The organism is Gordonia sp. WA4-43, assembly GCF_020520305.1.
In the GTDB taxonomy this organism is placed as follows: domain Bacteria; phylum Actinomycetota; class Actinomycetes; order Mycobacteriales; family Mycobacteriaceae; genus Gordonia; species Gordonia hongkongensis.
In genome coordinates this window covers 1,566,545-1,588,036 of sequence record NZ_CP084736.1, presented here as the reverse complement: position 1 = coordinate 1,588,036, position 21,492 = coordinate 1,566,545, and the positions used below count along the sequence as shown (strand labels likewise).

The 21,492-nt window shown below is 69.3% G+C and carries 20 protein-coding genes and 1 pseudogene; 15 read left to right on the top strand and 6 right to left on the bottom strand.

Translation table 11 applies throughout. The features are described from left to right. Positions 1 to 14 precede the first annotated feature (14 nt). The 9 genes and pseudogenes from LEL84_RS07190 (at position 15) to ligA (ending at position 9,619) form a co-directional block, all read left to right on the top strand. A complete protein-coding gene (locus LEL84_RS07190; RefSeq protein WP_068970697.1) occupies positions 15 to 971 on the top strand; it encodes an electron transfer flavoprotein subunit alpha/FixB family protein in 957 nt (318 codons plus the stop codon). A 100-nt stretch (positions 972 to 1,071) separates the two neighbouring features. Then, positions 1,072 to 2,058, top strand: coding sequence for a GNAT family N-acetyltransferase (locus LEL84_RS07185; RefSeq protein WP_159371951.1), 987 nt, complete (start codon positions 1,072 to 1,074; stop codon positions 2,056 to 2,058). Continuing rightward, positions 2,055 to 2,999, top strand: a complete 945-nt coding sequence (locus LEL84_RS07180; RefSeq protein ID WP_226513671.1) for a lysophospholipid acyltransferase family protein — start codon at positions 2,055 to 2,057, stop codon at positions 2,997 to 2,999. Before LEL84_RS07185 ends, LEL84_RS07180 begins: the two co-directional genes overlap by 4 nt. Before the next feature lie 63 nt (positions 3,000 to 3,062). After that, positions 3,063 to 3,542 (top strand): DUF4334 domain-containing protein, encoded by a 480-nt coding sequence (locus LEL84_RS07175; RefSeq protein WP_159371154.1) that lies wholly within the window; start codon positions 3,063 to 3,065, stop codon positions 3,540 to 3,542. Positions 3,543 to 3,611: 69 nt separating this feature from the next. Further along, complete coding sequence (locus LEL84_RS07170) at positions 3,612 to 4,832, top strand: cysteine desulfurase family protein (protein WP_226513670.1); 1,221 nt, start codon at positions 3,612 to 3,614, stop codon at positions 4,830 to 4,832. Then, positions 4,832 to 5,950, top strand: coding sequence for a tRNA 2-thiouridine(34) synthase MnmA (mnmA, locus tag LEL84_RS07165; protein WP_058252159.1), 1,119 nt, complete (start codon positions 4,832 to 4,834; stop codon positions 5,948 to 5,950). Before LEL84_RS07170 ends, mnmA begins: the two co-directional genes overlap by 1 nt. Further along, positions 5,947 to 6,963 (top strand): vitamin-B12 independent methionine synthase, encoded by a 1,017-nt coding sequence (locus LEL84_RS07160; protein WP_065632682.1) that lies wholly within the window; start codon positions 5,947 to 5,949, stop codon positions 6,961 to 6,963. Before mnmA ends, LEL84_RS07160 begins: the two co-directional genes overlap by 4 nt. A gap of 42 nt (positions 6,964 to 7,005) precedes the next feature. Further along, positions 7,006 to 7,391 (top strand): annotated as a pseudogene (locus LEL84_RS07155) (MmcQ/YjbR family DNA-binding protein). Positions 7,392 to 7,528: 137 nt separating this feature from the next. Beyond that, the gene (ligA, locus tag LEL84_RS07150) at positions 7,529 to 9,619 is read left to right on the top strand and encodes an NAD-dependent DNA ligase LigA (protein ID WP_226513669.1); all 2,091 of its coding nucleotides are present in this window, start codon (positions 7,529 to 7,531) and stop codon (positions 9,617 to 9,619) included. A 7-nt stretch (positions 9,620 to 9,626) separates the two neighbouring features. Here the strand turns inward: ligA and LEL84_RS07145 are convergent, their stop codons facing one another. Both LEL84_RS07145 and LEL84_RS07140 read right to left on the bottom strand, forming a co-directional pair. Next, positions 9,627 to 10,142 (bottom strand): O-acetyl-ADP-ribose deacetylase, encoded by a 516-nt coding sequence (locus tag LEL84_RS07145; protein ID WP_226513668.1) that lies wholly within the window; start codon positions 10,140 to 10,142, stop codon positions 9,627 to 9,629. Positions 10,143 to 10,176: 34 nt separating this feature from the next. Next, the gene (locus tag LEL84_RS07140) at positions 10,177 to 10,845 is read right to left on the bottom strand and encodes an amino acid-binding protein (RefSeq protein ID WP_226513667.1); all 669 of its coding nucleotides are present in this window, start codon (positions 10,843 to 10,845) and stop codon (positions 10,177 to 10,179) included. A gap of 179 nt (positions 10,846 to 11,024) precedes the next feature. Between LEL84_RS07140 and gatC the strand changes: the two genes are divergently transcribed. Together gatC and gatA are read left to right on the top strand one after the other, a co-directional pair. Further along, positions 11,025 to 11,336, top strand: coding sequence for an Asp-tRNA(Asn)/Glu-tRNA(Gln) amidotransferase subunit GatC (gatC, locus tag LEL84_RS07135; RefSeq protein WP_065632687.1), 312 nt, complete (start codon positions 11,025 to 11,027; stop codon positions 11,334 to 11,336). Further along, on the top strand, positions 11,333 to 12,853 hold the full coding sequence (gene gatA / locus LEL84_RS07130; protein ID WP_226513666.1) for an Asp-tRNA(Asn)/Glu-tRNA(Gln) amidotransferase subunit GatA: 1,521 nt from the start codon (positions 11,333 to 11,335) through the stop codon (positions 12,851 to 12,853). Before gatC ends, gatA begins: the two co-directional genes overlap by 4 nt. 45 nt (positions 12,854 to 12,898) lie before the next feature. Here the strand turns inward: gatA and LEL84_RS07125 are convergent, their stop codons facing one another. Together LEL84_RS07125 and LEL84_RS07120 are read right to left on the bottom strand one after the other, a co-directional pair. Next, entirely contained in the window at positions 12,899 to 14,146 is a 1,248-nt protein-coding gene (locus LEL84_RS07125; protein ID WP_226513665.1) for an alpha/beta-hydrolase family protein, read from the bottom strand. Then, entirely contained in the window at positions 14,143 to 14,844 is a 702-nt protein-coding gene (locus tag LEL84_RS07120) for a hypothetical protein (RefSeq protein WP_413466946.1), read from the bottom strand. Before LEL84_RS07120 ends, LEL84_RS07125 begins: the two co-directional genes overlap by 4 nt. A 165-nt stretch (positions 14,845 to 15,009) precedes the next feature. On the opposite strand from LEL84_RS07120, the gene LEL84_RS07115 reads away from it, so the two are divergent. From LEL84_RS07115 to LEL84_RS07105, 3 genes are all read left to right on the top strand, one after another. Beyond that, complete coding sequence (locus LEL84_RS07115) at positions 15,010 to 16,302, top strand: sensor histidine kinase (RefSeq protein WP_226513664.1); 1,293 nt, start codon at positions 15,010 to 15,012, stop codon at positions 16,300 to 16,302. Positions 16,303 to 16,311: 9 nt separating this feature from the next. Next, positions 16,312 to 16,962 (top strand): response regulator, encoded by a 651-nt coding sequence (locus LEL84_RS07110; protein WP_065632692.1) that lies wholly within the window; start codon positions 16,312 to 16,314, stop codon positions 16,960 to 16,962. Between the two features lie 89 nt (positions 16,963 to 17,051). Then, positions 17,052 to 18,086: a 6-phosphofructokinase gene (locus LEL84_RS07105; protein WP_068971735.1), complete on the top strand. Its 1,035-nt coding sequence runs from the start codon at positions 17,052 to 17,054 to the stop codon at positions 18,084 to 18,086. Between the two features lie 15 nt (positions 18,087 to 18,101). On the opposite strand, the gene LEL84_RS07100 is transcribed toward LEL84_RS07105, so the two are convergent. Beyond that, a complete protein-coding gene (locus LEL84_RS07100; protein ID WP_226513663.1) occupies positions 18,102 to 18,338 on the bottom strand; it encodes a PspC domain-containing protein in 237 nt (78 codons plus the stop codon). Positions 18,339 to 18,471: 133 nt separating this feature from the next. Between LEL84_RS07100 and gatB the strand changes: the two genes are divergently transcribed. Then, positions 18,472 to 19,965, top strand: coding sequence for an Asp-tRNA(Asn)/Glu-tRNA(Gln) amidotransferase subunit GatB (gene gatB / locus LEL84_RS07095; RefSeq protein ID WP_226513662.1), 1,494 nt, complete (start codon positions 18,472 to 18,474; stop codon positions 19,963 to 19,965). A 310-nt stretch (positions 19,966 to 20,275) separates the two neighbouring features. On the opposite strand, the gene LEL84_RS07090 is transcribed toward gatB, so the two are convergent. Further along, positions 20,276 to 21,469, bottom strand: coding sequence for a PQQ-dependent sugar dehydrogenase (locus tag LEL84_RS07090; protein ID WP_388031272.1), 1,194 nt, complete (start codon positions 21,467 to 21,469; stop codon positions 20,276 to 20,278). Positions 21,470 to 21,492 lie beyond the last annotated feature (23 nt).

The following is a 21,492-nucleotide window of genomic DNA, read 5'->3' as shown; positions in this document are numbered from 1 at the left end:
AGGAGAAAACCACCATGGCAGAAGTACTCGTTCTCGTGGAACAGGACGCCGAAGGCGCCCTGAAGAAGGTCACCAGCGAGCTCATCACCGCCGCCCGCGCACTCGGCACCCCGTCGGCGGTCGTCGTCGGCAAGCCCGGCTCGGCCGACGGCATCCTCGACGGACTCAAGGAGGCCGGCGCGGAGAAGATCTACGTCGCCGAGTCCGACGACGCGGGTAGCTACCTCATCACCCCGCAGGTCGACGTGCTGGCCTCGATCGCCGAGACCGCCTCGCCGGCCGGCATCCTCGTCGCGGCCACCGCCGACGGCAAGGAGATCGCCGGCCGCTTGGCCGTGCGCCTCGGCTCGGGCGTCCTCGCCGACATCGTCGACGTCAAGGAAGGCGGCGTGGGCATCCACTCCATCTTCGGTGGCGCCTACACCGTCGACGCCCAGGCCAAGGGCGAGGTCCCGGTCTTCTCGATCCGCCCCGGTGGCGTCGAGGCCGCTCCGCAGGCCGGCGCCGGCGAGCGTGTCGACGTCGAGGTCCCGGCTCAGGAAGAGGGCGCGGTCAAGATCACCAAGGTCGAGCCGAACGTGGGCGGCGATCGTCCCGAACTGACCGAGGCGTCGATCGTCGTCTCGGGTGGTCGCGGTGTCGGCAGCGCCGAGAAGTTCTCCGTCGTCGAAGAACTCGCCGACGTGCTCGGTGCCGCCGTGGGCGCTTCGCGCGCGGCCGTCGACTCCGGTTACTACCCCGGTCAGTTCCAGGTCGGTCAGACCGGTAAGACCGTGTCGCCGCAGCTGTACGTCGCCCTGGGCATCTCGGGCGCCATCCAGCACCGCGCCGGCATGCAGACCTCGAAGACGATCGTGGCTGTCAACAAGGACGAAGAGGCCCCGATCTTCGAGATCGCCGACTACGGCGTTGTCGGCGACCTGTTCAACGTTGCGCCGCAGCTGACCGAAGAGGTCAAGAAGCGCAAGTGATCATGAGCTGATCAACTGCAGGACCCGGTGACCCCCGACTCCCCGTCGGGGGTCACCGTGCGTTCGGGGGTCGTTCACCCGCAGGTGGCCGTGGCGAGGCCTGTTCATCCGATGGCGGCCCGAGTTCATCGAACCCGCACCGACACGACACGCTGCGGTGGTCCTGCCGATGCCCGGTCTCGTTTCCATTCGAGTCATGAACGCCATGCAGTCGCCAGTCCGCACCAGCCATGTCGCGCGCGCTCGGTTCTCGCGGGCCGTGCCGACGACCCTGCTCACCGCGGGGCCCATCCGGGTCCTCGTGTCCGACGATCCCGCCGACATCGTCGCCGCCCAGGAACTGCGGTATCGCGTCTTCGCCGACGAACCCGGCTTCTCCAACCGCATCGGTGACGCGGTCACCGGACGGGACGCCGACCGGTTCGACGCCTTCTGCGAGCACCTCATCGTCCGCCACGCCGACGACGGGGTCGTCGGGTGTGCGCGCCTGCTCTCCCCGGCGCGGGCGATCGCCGCCGGCGGCTGGTACTCGGCCACCGAGTTCGACCTCCGCGAGATGAACGACATCGTCTCCGCCACCGTCGAATTGGGTCGGGCGTGTGTCCACTCCGAGTACCGCGACGGGTCGGTGACCGCGCTGATGTGGGCGGCGCTGCTGCAGTACATGGACGACGCCGACCTGCGATACCTGATGGGCTGTGTGTCGGTGCCCCTGCACACGCCGGGTGAATGGCTGCCGGGGTCGTCGCTGCGCGCCCTGCGCGATCGTCTGCGGGACGACCACCAGGACCCCGAGCGACGTGCCCACCCGCTGGCACCGGCGCGCATCGGCGGACGCCTGCTCGACGACATCGTGCCGTCCGACACGGTCGCGATGCCGGCGCTGATGCGTGGATACCTCCGCCTCGGCGCCCGCATCTGTGGCGAGCCGGCGGTCGACGACGTCTTCGACGTCGCGGACTTCCTGACCCTGCTCGACCGCGAAGGTGCCAACAAGCGATACCTCGACCGGCTGCGATCGAGTGCCCGACGGCTGGGTTCGGCCCGCGCGGACGCCACTCCGGAGCCCGGGGGCGCGGCACGATGACCGCCCTGCTGGTCGGTCCGGTCGGACCTCGCTCCGAGCGTCCCCGACGCGAACACGCCGCGTGTCCGCCTGCCCGCCCGGCCGGCGCGCTCGCGCACCCGTGGTTCCCGATCAGCACCTGTGGCGACGGTTGCATCGGTGCACCGCGGGCCGGGCGGTTCGACGCGGTCTTCGGCGCGACGATCGTCGCGTGGCGTCTGTGCCGACTCGTCGTGGTCGTGGTGTGGATCGTCTGGGCGGCGCTGACCACCGGGGCGGTGGCGCGGCTGCGTCGTCGTCCGCCGCGTCCCCTGCGTCGATCCGCGTCGGGTGCGCTGCTGGCGGCCCTGGGCATCGCCGTCCGCGTCGAGGACCGGCGCGGTGGCCCGACCCGCGCCGGACTCGTGGTCGCCAATCACATCTCGTTCCTCGACGTCTTGGCGCTCGCGCTGATCAGCCCTGCTGACGTGGTGGCCAAATCCGATGTCGTCGGGATGCCGGTGGTGTCGTCCCTCGCGCGCCGGTTCGGCGTCATCGCCGTCGACCGCGGCACACTCCGCGGTCTGCCGGGGACGATCGGCGACGTGGCCGGGCGGCTGCACCGCGACTCGTCGGTGATCGTGTTCCCCGAGGGCACCACGTACTGCGGCCGCTCGGCCGGTGCATTCCGACCCGCGTTCTTCCAGGCCGCGATCGATGCGGACGTGCCGGTCGTGCCGGTGAGGTTGCGTTTCGTCGGCAGCGACGGGGCCACGGCGACGGCACCGAGTTTCATCGGCGCCGACACCCCGGCCGACACGCTGCGGCGGGTCCTGCGGGCGCGTGGTCTCGTCGTGACGATGGTCATCCACCCGCCCGAGGAACCCGGCGCAGATCGTCGCGAGCTGGCGCGTCGGTGTGAGCGCGTCGTGGCGGGGCGATTCCCGGGCGCGGAAAGTGACATCACCCGTTCCCTGATATAGGTTTTTCCGGTAGCCGTCCGCAGCTCTGCGGACGATCAACCGCGTACCTCCAGGAGGCCGACGATGACGTCCACTCAGACCCGAGAAGCCGCGCGCGCCAAGTTCTTCGAACTCCGGGACGTCGACGGCCGGGTCGACGACGCCGACCTCGACACCGTGTGGGCGGGGCTGTCGCCGCTGCGGCCCGAGGAGATGCTCGGCGCATGGAAGGGCGGCGAGTTCACCACCGGGCACGCGATCAACGGCGCGCTCGCCAAGGCCAACTGGTTCGGCAAGACGTTCACCTCACGCAGCGACGTCCAACCGCTAGTGTGCCGCGACGAGAACGGCAACCTCTACTCCAACACCACACTCGGCAAGGGCGAGGCCAGCCTGTGGGCGATCGAGTTCCGCGGCGAGATCACCGCGTCGATGGTCTACGACGGTCAGCCGGTCATCGACCACTTCAAGCGCGTCGACGACACCACGGTGATGGGGATCATGAACGGCAAAGGCGGAGTCATCGACGGCCGTCACTTGTACTTCTACCTCGAGCGGGTCTGAGGCGGGCTGTCGTTCCGCGTCCGATCGCGGAATTTGTCGGCGACCTACGCGCGTTTATCCTTGCTAGCGATGCCCGTGCCAAGCCGACCGCCCGTGAAGGCGCCTGTCTACCTCGACCACGCCGCTTCGACGCAGATGCTGCCCGAAGCCGTCGAGGCGATGACGGCCGTCTTCGTGCAGCCGGGTAACGCCTCGTCGCTGCACGGATCCGGTCGCACCGCACGTCGTCGGCTCGAGGAGGCCCGCGAGGCCATCGCCGCGGCGGTCGGCGCCCGGCCCTCCGAGGTCGTCTTCACCGGCGGCGGCACCGAGGCCGACAACCTGGCGGTCAAGGGGATCTACTGGGCACAGCGGAACGCCGATCCCCGCCGTCGCCGGATCATCACCTCGGCGATCGAACATCACGCCGTCCTCGACCCCGCGCAGTGGCTGGCCGAGCAGGCCGGAGCCGAGCTCGTCCTGCTCCCGGTCGACGCCGACGGTGTCGTCTCGCCCGCCGACCTGCGCGCGGAGCTCGAGGAGCACGCCGCCGAGACCGCTCTCATCTCGCTGATGTGGGCCAACAACGAGGTCGGCACGATCCAACCGATCGCCGAGCTCGCCGCGGTCGGGTCCGAATTCGGCGTCCCGGTGCATTCCGACGCGATCCAGGCCGTCGGCCATCTGCCGGTCGATTTCGCCGCGAGCGGCCTCTCGGCGCTCAGCCTGACCGCCCACAAGTTCGGCGGGCCGCAGGGTGTCGGCGCCCTGCTGCTGGGTCGCGATGTCGGCTGTGTGCCGCTGCTGCACGGCGGCGGCCACGAACGCGACGTGCGCTCGGGAACCCAGGACGTCGCCGGTGCGGCCGGCATGGCCGCCGCACTGTCGTGGTGCGTCGAGCACCTCGACGAGAACACCGCGCACGTCCGCGCCCTGCAGACCCGGCTGACCGACATTCTCCTCGGCGTCGACGGAACGGTGCGGAACGGTGCCGACGGCGATCGTCGCCTCCCGGGGAACGTGCACGTGTCGTTCGCCGGTTGTGAGGGTGACTCGCTGCTCATGCTTCTCGACGCCAAGGGCGTCGAGTGTTCCACCGGATCGGCCTGCACCGCCGGGGTCGCCCAGTCCAGCCATGTCCTCCTGGCGATGGGCCTGGACATGGCCGACGCGCGGTCGTCGCTGCGGTTCTCCCTCGGCCACACCACCACCGAGGCCGACATCGACGCGGTCGCCGCGGTCATCGACGAGGTCGTCGACCGGGCGCGGGCGGCCGGACTGGTCTCGGTCCCCGGCGGAAGGATCTCCTGATGCGCGTATTGGCAGCGATGAGCGGCGGCGTCGACTCGGCGGTTGCCGCGGCCCGGGCGGTCGAGGCCGGTCACGAGGTGGTCGGAGTTCATCTGGCGTTGTCGACGGCTCCGGGTGCGCTGCGCACCGGTTCGCGCGGATGCTGCTCGCGCGAGGACGCCTCCGACGCCCGCCGCGCCGCCGATGTCCTCGGAATCCCGTTCTACGTGTGGGATTTCGCCGACCGGTTCAAGGACGATGTGATCGACGAGTTCGTCGAGGCCTACGCGGCCGGACGCACCCCGAACCCGTGTCTGACGTGCAACGAGAAGATCAAGTTCGCGGCCCTCGCCGACAAGGCGATGGCGCTCGGCTTCGACGCGCTGGCCACCGGTCACTACGCGCAGCTGACCGACGGCGAATTGCGACGAGCGGTCGACGCCGACAAGGACCAGTCGTATGTGCTGGCCGTGCTGACACGTGATCAGCTGTCGCGGGCGATGTTCCCGATCGGTGACACCCCGAAGTCCGAGATCCGGGCCGAGGCGGCCCGGCGCGGCCTGGCCGTCGCGGACAAGCCGGACTCCCACGACATCTGCTTCATCCCGAGCGGCGATACCCGCGCGTTCCTCGGCGCCCGCATCGGCGTCCGGCCGGGCGCGATCGTGGACGCGACGTCGGGCGAGCGCCTCGCCGAGCACGACGGGGTGCACGGCTTCACCATCGGGCAGCGCAAGGGCCTGGGGGTCGAGGCGCCGGCCGCCGATGGCAAGCCCCGCTATGTCACCGAGATCGACCCGGATTCGGGGACGGTGACGGTCGGGACGGCAGCCGACCTGCAGGTCTGGGGCATCACCGCGACGCGCGCGGTGTGGACCTCCGGCGTCACTCCGGACGAACCCTTCGACGCGATGGTGCAGGTCCGAGCCCACGGCGGGCTCGCGCCGGTGCGCGCGACCGCCACCACGATCGACGGTGAACCCGGTATCGACATAGCGCTGCAGGAGCCGCTCACCGGCGTCGCCCGCGGTCAGGCCGCGGTGCTGTACCTGCCCGATGCCCGACGCGGCGACCAGGTCGTCGGGTGCGGACGCATCGCCACCACCTCGTCGCAGCCGACTGTCGTCGCGTCTCGGTGACCGGAGCGGCACTGCCCACCGGAGTGGGCACCGGCGTGGGGTCGATGCCCGGCACCGACGCACGTGCGGCCGCCGCGGTGGTGAACGGGGAACTCGATCTCGCCCACCTCGTCGAACTGCCCGCGCGAGGTATCGGTGCGGATCTGATCGGCCGGATGGCGGCGATCCTCGTCGACCTGCCGATGGACACCGCGACATGGGGTTACCGGCTGGCGCAACGCCACTCCCGCCTGGCCCGACGCGCCGCGGACCTGCTTGCCGAGGACCTCGACGTCGTCGAGGAACTCTGGGAGACAGCGGGTTTCATCGGTACCGGCCGCACCTTCAAGGTTCAGGTGGCCGGCCCGTTCACCACCTCGGCATCTGTCGAGCTGACGAACGGGCAACGAGTCCTGAAAGACCACGGCGCCGTCCGCGACATCGTCGAGTCGACGGCGGAGGGTGTGCGCGAGCACGTCGCCGAGGTGGAACGCCGGCTCGGTGCGCGCGTGGTGGTCCAGCTCGACGAACCGATGGTCGGCCAGGTCATCGACGGCACGGTGAAGCCGCTGACCCGCTTCGACCCCATCCGGGCGATACCGGCGGTCGAGGTGGCTCGCGCACTCACCGAACTCGTCGACCACGTCGGCGTCCCGGTGGTCTTGCACGATTGCGGCACACCGCGGTGGGACCTCCTCGAACATCTTCCCGGGGTTGCGTATTCGATCGACATCACCACACCGTCGGCGACCGATCTCGACGGCATCGGGATGCTCGTCGACCGCGGCGGCGTCCTGCTCGCGGGTCGTGTGCCGTCGACAGCGCCCGATCGTCCGCTGGCCGCCGAACACGTGGCGACCGAACTCGCCGCGCTGACCGACCGCATCGGGCTGGACCGCAAAGTGTTGTCGGACAACGTGATCGTGACGCCGAGCTGTGGTCTGGCCGGGGCGTCGACGAAGTGGGCCAAGACGGCCTTGGCGATCACCGCAGAGGCCGGTCATCTGCTCGGCAGCGATCCCTCCGCGCTCTGAAAACCCCTGCGGGCCCGGCGTCGCGGACCTATTCTCGTCGGTATGCCGCACCCGATCATGTTCGACGACGCGGATCCCTATCTGGGCCGCATACGGGAGATCGCGCTCGCGCTGCCCGACGCGACCGAGGTCGCGCGCACGGTCGCCCGACCTTCCGCTGCGGCAAGATGTTCGGCAACTACGGCGGTGGCGTCAAGGGCAGCAAGGTGCGTCACGATCAATCGATCCTGGTCCTCGCCGACGACTCCGAGCGGCCCGCGCTGCTGGACGATCCGCGGTTCTTCCTGCCCGCCTACCTCGGGCCGGCCGGCTGGGTGGGGCTGATCCTCGACGACGAGACCGACTGGGACGAGGTCGCCGAACTCCTCGACACGAGTTACCGCCAGATCGCACCCAAACGGTCGGTGGCCAAGCTCGGTCCGTTGTGATCGTCGGCGCGGAAACTCCCGCGGCCCCGTCTCCGTCCCGCTGATCGGATCCGATCAGCGGGAGGGAAGCAGTACCGCGCGAACGAGGCATCGGTTGACGAGCTGGGTCTGTCCCACCACTCCGATACCCTCGGAACGTGGCAGATACAACGGAGTCGGGTCAGCCGGTCACCGAGCAGTCGGGGCCGGAGGCGGACCTGCGTGAGGAGTGGACCGCGCTCGCCGAGGAGATCCGCGAGCACCAGTTCCGCTACTACGTGAAGGACGCGCCGGTCATCACCGACGGCGAGTTCGATCTACTCCTCCGACGCCTGCAGGCGCTCGAGGACGCGCACCCCGAACTCGCGGCCGCCGACTCACCAACCAAGCTCGTCGGGGGCGGCTTCTCCACGGCGTTCTCCGCAGTGGACCACCTCGAGCGAATGATGTCGCTGGACAACGTCTTCGACCACGACGAGATGCGCGCCTGGGTCGACCGCGTGGTCGCCGACGCCGGCGCCCGGGCCGACTTCCTCTGCGAGCTCAAGATCGACGGCGTGGCCCTGGCGCTGGTCTACCGGAACGGGGTTCTCGAGCGAGGTGTCACCCGTGGCGACGGACGCACCGGTGAGGACGTCTCACTGAACGCGCGCACCATCGACGACATCCCGATGCGCCTGACCGAGTCCGCGGAGTACCCGATTCCCGAGGTCCTCGAGGTCCGTGGCGAGGTCTTCTTCCGGGTGGAGGACTTCGAGGCGCTCAACGCCTCGCTCGTGGCGGAGGGCAAGCCGCCGTTCGCGAATCCGCGCAACTCGGCCGCCGGCTCGCTGCGGCAGAAGAATCCGCAGGTCACGGCCCGTCGCAAGCTGCGGATGATCTGTCACGGGATCGGGCACACGGAGGGATGGCGACCGGAGTCGTTGCACGACGCCTACCTGGCGCTCGGGGCCTGGGGTCTGCCGGTGTCGACCCACACCACCAAGGTGTCCGGCGCCGACGAGATCATCAACAAGATCGCCTACTGGGGCGAGCACCGCCACGACGTCGAGCACGAGATCGACGGCATCGTGGTCAAGGTCGACGACGTCACCGTGCAGCGTCGCCTCGGTTCCACCTCGCGGGCGCCGCGGTGGGCGATCGCCTACAAGTACCCGCCCGAGGAGGCCACCACCAAGCTCTCCGACATCCAGGTCAACGTCGGACGCACGGGCCGGGTCACACCCTTCGCAGTTCTCGAACCCGTGCTCGTCGCCGGGTCCACGGTCTCGCGTGCGACCCTGCACAACGGTTCGGAGGTCAAGCGCAAGGGTGTGCTGATCGGGGACACCGTCACCATCCGCAAGGCGGGGGACGTGATCCCCGAAGTCCTCGGGCCCGTCGTCGATCTCCGCGACGGCACCGAGGTGGAGTTCGAGATGCCCGAACTGTGCCCGGCCTGCGAGACGCCGCTGCGGCCGGAGAAGGAGAGCGACGCCGACCTCCGCTGTCCGAACCAGGAGAGTTGTCCGGCTCAGTTGCGCGAGCGGCTCTTCCACCTGGCCGGACGGGGTTCCTTCGACATCGAGGCGCTCGGCTACGAGGCCGCGTCGGCCCTGCTGTCGGCGGGCGTGCTCAGCAACGAGGGTGACCTCTTCTCGCTGACGGCCGAGGACCTGGTCCGCACGGATCTGTTCACCACCAAGGCAGGGGCGCTCTCGGCCAACGGCAAGCGGTTGCTGGCGAACCTCGACAAGGCGAAGGACGTGGCGCTCTGGCGCGTGCTGGTCGGACTGTCGATCCGTCATGTCGGGCCCACCGCCGCCCGTGCCCTCGCCACCGAATTCGGTTCCCTCGAGGCCATCGAGGCCGCCGACATCGACCAGCTCGCCGGCGTCGAGGGGTTGGGAATGACCCTCGCCCAGTCGATCCACGACTGGTTCACCGTCGACTGGCATCGAGACATCGTCGAGAAGTGGCGCGCCGCAGGCGTTTCCATGGAGGACGAGCGCGACGAGTCGATCCCGCGGACCCTCGAGGGCAAGACGATCGTCGTGACGGGTTCGCTGGTGGACTTCTCCCGCGACGGGGCCAAGGAGGCGATCCTCCAGCGCGGTGGCAAGGCGTCGGGTTCGGTGTCGAAGAAGACCGACTACGTGGTGGTCGGGGATTCGCCGGGCACCAAGGCCGACAGGGCCGAACAGCTCGGCGTGCCGGTGCTCGACGAGGACGCGTTCAAGAAGTTGCTGGAGACCGGCAGCCCCGAGTGACCGTCGATCAGCCCAGAGCGGACTCGAACGCGCGGAAGGCACGCTGGTCGAAAAGGACGAAACGGACCTCCTCGATCGAGGTCTCCGGCAGCGTGGCACGCACCGTGTCGACCGCCTTGCGGGCGCCGTCGTCCATCGGCCAGCCGTAGACGCCGGTCGAGATCGCCGGGAAGGCGATGGTGGTGGCACCGAGTTCGGTTGCGACGCGCAGTGACTCGCGGTAGCAGGAGACGAGCAGGGATGAACGGTCCTCGTCGTAGGAGTGCACCGGTCCGACCGTGTGGACGACCCAACGTGCGTCGAGGTCTCCCGCCGTGGTGGCCACTGCCTCGCCGACAGGCAGTCCACGTTCGTAGGTGCCCGCCCGCAGCTCCTTGCACTCGGCGAGAATCGCCGGGCCGCCCCGCCGGTGGATCGCGCCGTCGACACCGCCGCCGCCCAGCAGTGTGGAGTTCGCGGCATTCACGATCGCATCGACCGACTGTGTCGTGATGTCGCCCTGTATCAACGTGATCGACGTCATCAGACCATGATGCCTCCGGATCGACCGGCTGTGGCTAACTCTCGGCGCGCAGCACGGTACTGACGATCCCGGCGAGATAACCGAGTCGGGCGACCTCCGACGGCCGGAAGTCCGGTCCGCCGATGCGTCCGAGCAGGATCGCCTTCGACTCCGAGCCCAGGGGAGCCGCCGCGAGACGGGTGTCCATGTCGTGCCAGGCACCGGGCACCCAGTCGCCGTCGGCGTCCAGCTCGACGGCTCTCTCGAGCGGTAGCCAGTCCGCCCTGGTCAGCGGGGTCTCCGGGGCGCCGGACGAGCCGAACAGCTGCAGCACGCCGCCGCTGGCGGGTGTGACCACCATCGCCCAGGAGACGCGCAGGACGCGGGGCGCGTTGTCCACCAGGATCTGCAACCGGTCACGTCCGGCAGTGGCCACCTGATCGACCAACTCGAGTTCACGATGGGTGTCCAGCACGCCCGAGTAGGGACGGATCGAGTCGACACGGACGCCGTTGACCTTCTCGGCCGCGGTGATCAGGCTGTCGGGCAGCGCCCCGGGCGCCACCTCGACGACGAGGTCGTCCACGGCGTAACCGTTGCCGCGCTCGACGACCTCGAGGGACAGGATGTCTGCGCCGACCGAGCCGAGCTGCACGGCGAGCACGCCGAGGCTGCCCGGCCGGTCTTCGAGATAGACCCGCAACAGGTAGGACACGTGCGACATTCTCGCACCCACGCGCGGGCGGCGCGCAGTGCACGGCTGCCAACCGGTGGCTGGGGGAAGCGGTCGTCGCGGGTTCCCATAGTCTGGAGACGTCGCCCAGACGCCGACACGACATCGGTCGACGACACGGCGGGGACGACGAGACCCGAACGAACAGTGATGGAAGGAAGGACGCTGCGGTGGCTGGCGAACCGAAGTCCATATCGCGCAACGAAGTCGCGCATCTGGCGCGTCTGTCGCGCCTGGCGTTGAGCGAGGACGAACTCGATGTCTACGCCGAGCAGCTGGACTCGATCCTGACCCACGTCGCGTCGGTGTCGGAAGTGGCCGCCGACGACGTGCCCGGCACGGCCCACCCGGCCGAACTGGCGAATGTGCTGCGCCCCGATGTCGTCGTCCCGGGGCTGACGACCGACGCCGCGCTGTCCGGTGCACCGGCCGTCGAGCAGGACCGTTTCGCGGTTCCGCAGATCCTGGGAGAAGAGCAGTGAGTCCCGATTCCAGCGCCCCCGGTTCCAGTGCCGCGGCGCCGCGTCCCGACGGTGATCTGACCGGGTTGTCCGCCGCCGAACTCGCCACCCGGATCGGTGCGCGCGAGGTCAGCTCGGTGGAGGTCACCCAGGCCCACCTCGACCGTATCGCCGAGATCGACGACCAACTCGGCGCGTTCCTCCACGTCAGTGGCGCCGAAGCGCTGGTCGCCGCGAAGGCCGCCGACGACGCGATCGCCGCCGGGGACGCCCCGTCGGCCCTCGCGGGTGTACCGATCGCCCTCAAGGACGTCTTCACCACCACCGACGCACCCACCACGTGCGGCTCCAAGATCCTCGAGGGTTGGGTTCCGCCCTACGACGCCACGGTCACCGCACGCCTGCGCGCCGCGGGCATCCCGATCCTGGGCAAGACCAACATGGACGAGTTCGCGATGGGCAGCTCGACCGAGAACTCCGCCTACCAGCTCACCCGGAACCCGTGGGATCCCAGCAAGATCCCGGGTGGTTCGGGGGGTGGCAGCGCCGCCGCGCTGGCCTCCTACCAGGCCCCGCTGGCGATCGGTACCGACACCGGGGGCTCGATCCGTCAGCCGGCCGCGGTCACCGCGACGGTCGGCGTCAAGCCCACGTACGGTACGGTCTCGCGCTACGGGCTCGTGGCGTGCGCCTCGTCGCTCGACCAGGGCGGCCCGTGTGGCCGTACCGTGCTCGACACCGCGATGCTGCACGAGATCATCGCCGGGCACGACCCGCGGGACTCGACCTCGATCGATGTGCCGGTGCCCGACGTCGTCTCGGCCGCCCGCGAAGGGGCCGAGCGGGATCTCGCCGGCGTCCGGATCGGTGTCGTCACCGAACTGCAGGGCGAGGGCTACCAGTCCGGCGTGCTCGACTCCTTCCACCAGGCCGTCAAGCTCCTCGAGGAGCGCGGCGCCGAAGTGGTCGAGGTCAGCTGCCCGCACTTCACCTACGCGCTGGGCGCCTACTACCTCATCCTCCCGTCGGAGGTGTCGTCGAACCTCGCGCGGTTCGACGCGATGCGCTACGGACTGCGGGTCGGCGACGACGGCTCGCATTCGGCCGACGAGGTCATGGCATTGTCCCGGGAACAGGGATTCGGTCCAGAGGTTAAGCGCCGCATCATGATCGGGACCTACGCGTTGTCCTCGGGCTACTACGACGCCTACTACGGCCAGGCGCAGAAGGTGCGCACCCTGATCTCTCGCGACTTCGCCACGGCCTTCGAGAAGGTCGACGTGCTCATCTCGCCGACCACGCCGACCACCGCGTTCCCGATCGGGGAGAAGGTCGACGACCCACTCGCGATGTACCTGTTCGACCTGTGCACGCTGCCGGTGAACCTCGCCGGCATCGGATCGATGTCGGTGCCGTCGGGGCTGTCGGTCGACGACGGCATGCCCGTCGGGCTCCAGATCATGGCGCCCGCCCTGGCCGACGAGCGGTTGTACCGCGTGGGAGCGTCGTACGAAGCGGCTCGGGGGCCGATCGTCTGACGACCCGGGCGGCGTGCCGTCTTCGGTGCACGCCGCCGCGGGCCGTCAGTTCCGCATCGGCTGCGGCGGTCCGGACTGTTCCGACCCGTACCGGTGGCCGACCCCGGCCGCACCGTCGAGTGCGCCGAGAAGGTCGATGCTCGTCTGTACGAAACTGACCACGGGTAGCCACGGCGCCGACGGGACCCGCGGACCGCGGATGTGGGTGTCCTCGGTGGCGCGGTGCGGCCTCCACAGTCCGGCGGGTGACCAGCGCACGACGGGGTCGCTGGAATTGGCGAGAACCGTTCGCGAGGTGCGGGAATCCGGAGCGACGGTGCCCGCCGGCGGCGCGACCAGCACGGTCTCGTCGAGCAGAGCGGGGCGCTCGTTCTCCAGCCATACCCGGGCGGCGTCGGCGCCCACGGCACCGAGACTCTGCCCGTAGAGGATCACCCGCCGACGTTCGCGGTCGGGAACACCGTCGAGGACGGTTGTCAGAGCCGACACCACCGCGATCGCCGAGTCCGCCGATCGGGAGCGGTCGGACACGAAGGCCTGCCACGACGGCACGTCGTCGTAGGGGAGTGCGAGGACCCGGACGTCGCCGGCGAACCGGCTCTCGAAACCGTCGACAGCTGCCGGGTCGATCCATCCCGATCCGGTCGGCACCGCGACCACGACCGCCTGCGTCGACAGTCCGCCCGAACGCGCCCACGTCCGCACGAGTTGTGCAGCGGCGCGGTCGAATCCATCGGTGCTCAGCTCCCCGCGGGCCAGGACGTCCGAATGCGTCGCCACCGTCGTCGACGACGCCGGCACCGGCTGTTCGTCGGCGCCGGCGTCGGCGGGTGCCAGCAGTCCCGCCGTGAGGGCAACTGCGCCGGCCGCGAGCAGAGCGCAGCTGCGCGGGACAGCGACGATCGCCAGGACGAGGACGGCGGGCGGGATCGTGGCCGCCGCCACCCATCCGGGCCCGACGGGTGCGACGTCGACCGCCGCACGGATGAGGTTCTGCCACCAGACCGCGACGCCGACCGTGCATCCGAGGATCACCAGGCAAGAGCCGAACACGACGCGCCGTGCCTGGTCGTCCGGCTGTCGCCGGCTGCGCCGGGCGACGATCATCCCGATGATCGCACCCAGCGCCCCGAATGCCGCGGTCACGATCGCGGTCGTCGTCGCGTCCCGGGGCAGAGTGCCCGGGTAGAGCGCGATGAGGTAGCCGAGGGTCACCGCGACACTGATCGCGGGATGCGGCCACGATCGGAACGGGCCGTCACGCAGCCAACGGGCGTCTCGGTACTTCGTCATCGCCGCACCTCGCGCTGGTCGGGATCGACCAGGGCGCGCTCGACGGTCGTGTGGACCAAGGCCGACAACGACTCGCCCCGGGCCGGGGGACCGCCGTACTGCCGCCACGTGTTCCACGCCAACCCGATCCGAGCGCCATGCGTGGCAGTCGTGCAGGCAGCTGTCCGGCAGGAGGCGAACATCCGGTCGATCAGCATGCGGTCCAGCGCGATCCGGGCCCAGGCGCCGAGCGGTTTGCCGTTTCGCTGCGCCGCCCGCAACAGGTCGTAGCCGAGATCGTGGGTGCGGCACAGCGGGGTGAAGTGCTCTGGCAACGGAACCGGCGACGAGCAGTCCCCATCCGGGTCGATCGGGTATCCGTCGACGATCCGCGGGGAGTACCCCTGCGCCACGACGAAGGACGGCGGAAGGGACGCCAGTGCGGTGGCCGGGTGCGGTCCCACGAGGGCGACGACCACGGCCGCGTAGGGATTGGTCGCATCGGCCGCCGGCGCCGTCACCGCCGGGCTCGGTGCGGCGAGGAGCGGGCCTGCGACGGCGTGTGCCGTCGAGACCCACTGGCCGGTGACGAGTACGGCCAGGGTGAGCATCGCCGCCCACCACCGCGACCGTCGTCGGCGAGTGGTTGCGGAGAGATCGCGGTGCTGGTGTAAGACGTTGTCCGACGGAAGCTTTCGGATGTTCTCTGATCCGGTCATGAGCATCGACGCTATGAGTCCGGATCCGGCCGGCACATCGCTCCGCGGGACCGGCCGCGGTCGTCCCCAGGCCGGTTCGTCGACGCCGAAACGCTACGACGGTATCGGGTCGTCTCCCTCGGAAGTATGAGGTCTTCGAGCGGTCGGCGAGCCTAGGGTGAGGGCATGTTCGGATACCGCAAGAAGCTCCGCGCGGTGGGGGCGTCCTCACTCGAATGGGCCTCGACCGCCCCGGTGGCCCAGGACCCCGCGGTGCGCCACTACTTCTCGTCGCGCCTCAACTGGTTCTTCCTGTTCGTGGCGCTGGTCATGTACTCGGTTGCGTGGCCGACGCTCCCGATCACCCACTCGATGCCGGTGTTCGTGCTACCCGTGGTCGCTGCCTTCGCGGCCCTGCCGATCGCCCTCGCGTGGTCGGCCCCGTTGCTGGGGTGGGCGATCTCGGTGGTCTCCGCCCAACTCATCGGCATCGTCGTCCCGACCCGGGGCGGGTGGGAGCTGACGATCCAGGTCACCCACCTGATCGAACTGCTGGTCCTCACGTTCATGGCTTTCCTCAAGTGCCCGCTGCGATGGATTCCGGTGGTCTGGGTCTCGACGTCGATCGTCATCGCCTTCGCCGTGCAACCGACCGCGCGCGGCGGGTGGGTCTTCGGGGTCTCGGTGCTCGCGGTCGTGGTCGCGTTGCTGCGCGGACTGATGGCTTCGCGCCGGCAGTTGGCGGTGCGCACCGAGCAGACCGAGGCCGCCGAAGCCGAGGCAGCCGTACTCCAGGAGCGGGCGCGAATCGCCCGGGACCTGCACGATGTGGTCGCTCACCGGATGTCGATGGTGGTGGTGATGTCACAGACCGCCAGATATCGCCTGCCGGATGTGAGCCCCTCTGCCGCAGCGGAATTCGACGCCATCGCCGAGGCGGCACGTACGTCCCTCGACGAGGTCCGACAGTTGCTCGGGGTCCTGCGCGTCGAGGGTGCGGATGCTTCGGCGGCACCCAATCCCGGCCTGGCCGAACTCGATTCGCTGGTCACCGAGACACGCCGCGCGGGTGCCGAGGTCGTGCTGAACCTGGCCATCGACGCCGACGACGTCGGTGAATCGGCCGCCCTGGTGATCTATCGGATCGTGCAGGAGTCGCTGGCCAATGCCACCCGGCATGCCCCCGGCGGGCGCGTGGACGTCGAGGTGAGGCGCGGGGACGATGATCTCGTCGACGTCGCCGTGGTCAACACGGCCGCGACCGCTGAACCATTGCAGATCGGCGGGAGCGGGGTGGGTATCCCCGGGATGATCGATCGCGCTCAGGCGGTGGGTGGTTCGCTGGTCGCCGCCCCCACATCGACCGGCGGGTTCGCGGTACGCGCTCGCATCCCGGCGACGCCGCGCCGGGACGTCGTCGTGCCCGAGCCGATCGTGACCTCCACGGGTTCCGGTGAGCCGTCGTCACGACGACGGTAGCGTGACGGCGTGCCGATCACCGTAGTCATCGCAGATGACCAGGCCATGGTGCGTCAGGGCTTTTCGGCGCTGCTCGCCGCGCAACCCGACCTCTCGGTCCTCGGCGATGCCGCCGACGGGGTCGAGGCCGTCGAGGTGTGTCGTCGGGTGCGTCCCGACGTCGTGCTGATGGATGTGCGGATGCCGCGCAAGGATGGACTGTGGGCCGCGGAGCAGATCCTCGCGTCGTCTGCCGAACCGCCCACGCGCGTGTTGATGCTGACGACCTTCGACATCGACGACTACGTGTACGAGGCGCTGCGCATAGGGGCATCGGGATTCTTGCTGAAGGATGCGCCCGCCGATGAGCTGGTGAGAGCGGTCCGCGTCGTGGCCGCGGGTGAGGCGTTGCTGGCACCGTCGATCACGCGGCGGCTGATCACCGAGGTCACCGCCAGGCGCCGGCGGCCGGCGCGGGATCAGAAGCTCGACACGCTCACCCCGCGGGAGCGCGAGGTGCTCGACCTGGTGGCCGACGGCAAGTCCAACGCCGAGATCGGCGCGGACCTGTTCGTGACCGAGCAGACGGTGAAGACCCATGTGAGCAGTCTCCTGAACAAGCTCCGGCTCCGGGATCGAGCTCAGGCCGTCGTGTTCGCCTACGAGAACGGCATCAAGTGATTTCGCGACCAGCGCCGGGCTCGCCGGGGCACTAGATTGGGGTTGCTCGGGCAGGTTGACCGATGACGACAGGGAGGGTGGTCTCACCAGTGGCCAAGAGGTTCGGCATTCTGACGTCCGGGGGAGACTGCCCCGGACTGAACGCGGTCATCCGCGGCGCAGTGCTCAAGGGTGAGACCGTGTACGGCCACGAGTTCGTCGGCTTCCGGGACGGCTGGGCCGGACTGGTCTACGGCGACATCGTCGAATTGAACCGGTCGACGGTCCGCGGCCTGTCGAACCAGGGCGGCACCATTCTCGGCACGAGCCGGTTCGGTCCCTACTCCGAACCCGACGGTGGTCCCGAGAACATCAAGAAGGTGTTGAAGAACCTCGAGATCGACGGCGTGATCGCGATCGGCGGCGAGGGCACGGCGGCGGCGTCGAAGCGGTTGTTCGACGACGGCATCAACATCGTCGGGGTTCCCAAGACCATCGACAACGACATCGCCGCCACCGATTACACCTTCGGGTTCAACACCGCGGTGGAGATCGCGACCGAGGCCATCGACCGCCTCCGCACCACCGGCAACTCGCACAAGCGGTGCATGGTCCTCGAGGTCATGGGTCGCCATGCCGGCTGGATCGCCCTGCACTCCGGGATCGCCGGCGGCGCCCACGTCATCCTGATCCCGGAGAACCCTGAGAGCCTCGACCAGATCTGCGCCTGGGTCACCAGCGTCAAGTCGCGCGGGCGTTCGCCGATGGTCGTCGTCGCCGAGGGATTCAAGCTCCCGGAGATGAAGGAGGCGTACTCCACCAAAGGCCTCGACGGTTTCAACCGCCCCCGACTCGGTGGTGTGGCCGAGGTGCTCGCCCCGCTCATCGAGGAGCGGACCGGGATCGAGACCCGGGCCACCATCCTCGGCCACATCCAGCGCGGCGGCGTGCCGTCGGCCTACGACCGGGTGCTCGCGACCCGTATGGGGATGGCGACCGCCGACCTCGTCGCCGAGAAGGGCTGGGGACAGATGGTCGCGCTGCACGGCACCGAGATCGCGCGCATCACCTTCGACGAGGCTCTCGGTGAGCTCAAGACCGTACCGCTGGACCAGTACAAGGAGATCCGGGTGATCTTCGGGTGAGATCGCGGCCGCGCGTCAGACGACAGGCGACACCGCCGACGCAACCGGTTCGCGAGGGATGATGATCCAGAGCGCCAGGTAGATCAGGACCTGGGGTCCGGGCAGCAGCATCGACAGGATGAACAGCACGCGGATGAGCGTCGGATCCCAGCCCCAACGTTGCGCGATACCGCCGCAGACACCGCCCAGCCACGAGTTGCTGCGCGAACGCATCAGGCGGGGGCCGGTGCCGGCGGGTTGTGGGGTGGTCATGTCGTCCTCCTGGGCGGGTGCGGAATCCGACGTCGTCCGTCGGTGTCTTCGACGCTACGAGCGGGTGCGGGTCTCCGGCATCGGTGATCACCCTGAACGTGCCCCTGGGATATCGCCGCATAAACTGGCTGCCATGACTGACCTGTTGGACTACGACGAGGTGCTCGCCGCATTCGATCCGGTGATGGGTCTCGAGGTGCACGTCGAGCTGGGTACCGCGACCAAGATGTTCTGCGGGTGCCCCACCGAGTTCGGCGCCGACCCGAACACCCAGGTGTGCCCGGTGTGCATCGGGCTGCCGGGTTCGCTGCCCGTCGCCAACGCCAAGGCCATCGAGTCCGCGATCCGGATCGGCCTCGCACTGAACTGCTCGATCCGGCCGTCGAGCAAGTTCGCGCGGAAGAACTACTTCTACCCGGATCAGCCGAAGAACTACCAGATCTCGCAGTACGACGAGCCCACTTCGTACGACGGCTACCTCGACGTCCTGCTCGCCGACGGCACCACGTGGCGCGTCGAGATCGAGCGTGCACACATGGAGGAGGACACCGGTAAGTCGCTGCACATCGGCGGCGCCACCGGCCGGATCCACGGTGCGAGTCACTCGCTGCTCGACTACAACCGCGCCGGAGTGCCGCTCGTCGAGATCGTGACCCGGCCCATCGAAGGTGCGGGGGAGCGCGCGCCCGAGGTGGCCAGAGCGTACGTGTCGGCACTGCGTGATCTGCTCAAGTCCCTCGACGTGTCGGACGTGCGCATGGACCAGGGGTCGATGCGCTGTGACGTCAACCTGTCGCTGAAGACGAAGGACGCCACCGAGTTCGGTACGCGCACCGAGACCAAGAACGTCAACTCGCTCAAGAGCGTCGAGGTGGCGGTTCGCTACGAGATGCGCCGTCAGGCCGCCATCCTCCGGGCCGGAGGCGAGATCGTCCAGGAGACGCGGCACTTCCACGAGACCGACGGCACCACGTCGGCCGGGCGCCGCAAGGAGACCGCCGAGGACTACCGCTACTTCCCGGAGCCGGATCTGCCTCCGGTGCAGCCGGATTCGGCGTGGATCGAGGAGTTGCGGGCGAACCTGCCCGAGCTGCCGTGGCTACGTCGCGCCCGCATCCAGGAGGACTGGGGAGTCTCCGACGAGGTCATGCGTGACCTCGTCAACGTCGGCGCGGTCGATCTCATCATCGCAACCGTCGACGCCGGGGCAGCACCCGAGGCGGCGCGCGGTTGGTGGGTGTCCTTCCTTGCGCAACAGGCCAATTCTCGCGGAGTCGAACTCGCCGACCTGTCCATCACGCCGGCGCAGGTCGCCGAGATCATCGGGCTGGTCGACGAGGGCAAACTCACGACCAAGCTGGCGCAGCAGGTCGCGACCGCCGTCCTCGACGGTGAGGGTGAGCCCGCTCAGATCGTCGCCGACCGCGGCCTCGAGGTGGTTCGGGACGACTCCGCGCTCCAGAAGGCGGTCGACGACGCGCTCGCCGCCAACCCCGACATCGCCGACAAGATCCGCGGCGGGAAGGTCCAGGCCGCCGGCAAGATCGTCGGAGACGTCATGAAAGCGACTCGCGGACAAGCAGACCCGGCCCGCGTCAAGGAACTCGTCATCGCTGCCTGTTCCTGAGGCGGCTCCGCCCCTCTGCTCCCTGAGGAGCGAGGGGCGATCCCCTCTGCCCCCTGATCCGAAAGAACGACCAATCCGTTGGTCTGAGGGGTGCAAGCGATGCCCTCCCTTTGCTCCCTGAGGTGCGAGGAGCGTTAGCGACGAGCCACGAAGGGTTCGCGACGCACCTCGCCAGGACCCTTCGTGACGCGCCCTCCGCAAGCTCCGGGCGCTCCTCAGGGAGCGGGGGTTGGCCGCGCCATCCGCAAGCTCCGGCCTCCTCAGGGAGCGGAGGTTCTTTCGTTGTGCACGACGGCGCGAGGCGTCCCGGTCACGTCCGGTCGTTGCCACCGCCGGAGGGCAGGAAGCGGAACACGCGATCGTCGGTGGGCTTCGCTGAACCCACCTCCTTGTTGACGGTCGCCACCTGCAGCAGTCCGTTGGGAAGCGCGGCCATCCGGCCGAGGGCACCGTACCGCCGGTCGAGCACGACAGCAGGAGCGGTGATCGTCGGCTCCTCGCGAGTGGGCTCGTTGATGGCCTCGATCCGTTGGGTGCGCGTCGTCGAGACGAAGATGCTGCCGCCGGCGACCCCGCAACCCGCGATCTGCGGCCGGTCCGGCCACGTCCACAGCACCTTGGGCCCGCCTTCTTCGAGCACCTGCACGCGATCCTCGGTGGCCGTCTGGTCGGCGACGTAGACCGTCCCCGTGGAAGCGTTGGGACACAACGCCACCGACGACCCGAAGCCGGATGCGAGGATCGCCGGCCGAGGGCCGTCGCCAGAGGTGAACGAGGTCACCAGCAGTACCTTGCCGGCGAGGGACGACGGATCGTCCGCGGCCGCGGGATTCCCCGCATTGCCGGTGGCGACGACGAGTTCGGTCGGCGACCGGAAGTACATCGCGCCCATGTTCCCCGTGGCGCCCTTGGGGATGCCGGTCAGGATCGGCTTGGGCACGTCTCCCGGCGCCAGGCGGACGATGCGGTTGTCCGACGGGGTCGTGATGTAGGCGTAGATCAACCGGTCCTGAGAATAGGTGGGGGAGTAGGCGAAATCGATCAGACCGCCGTCACCGGACGCATCGACCGGCGTCTCTCCCAGGGTCCGGGCAGGCCCGTAGCGTTTGGTTGTGATGATCTTGCCGGTCGTACGTTCGGCGACGACGGTGACCTCGCCCTGCTCGTCGCCGGGCATCACACCGCCGGTGGACGCGAGGCACGTCGCGATCACCGCGGGGTCGGGGTCGACGCACGGGCCGGTCGGTGGCGGTTGCGTCTCGCGCGGGGTTTCCGGCGGTGGCGTCGGTTCGGGCTGGCCGCTCGGCCGGTTGTTGGGGCTGAACGCACCCGCCTCGCGTTGATTGTCCTGGGCGCTGAAGTCCGCGCAGCCGCCGACCAGCACCACGACCGCCGTCAGCAACGTCACCAGCACTCGCCACCGGGCCCACACCCGGCGGTCCGCCGTCGCGGCTGAACTCGTCCGGGCATCGTCGCGCGTGCCCGTCGGGCGCCCCTTCCACATGCCGTCCACAGTAATGGTGCTCC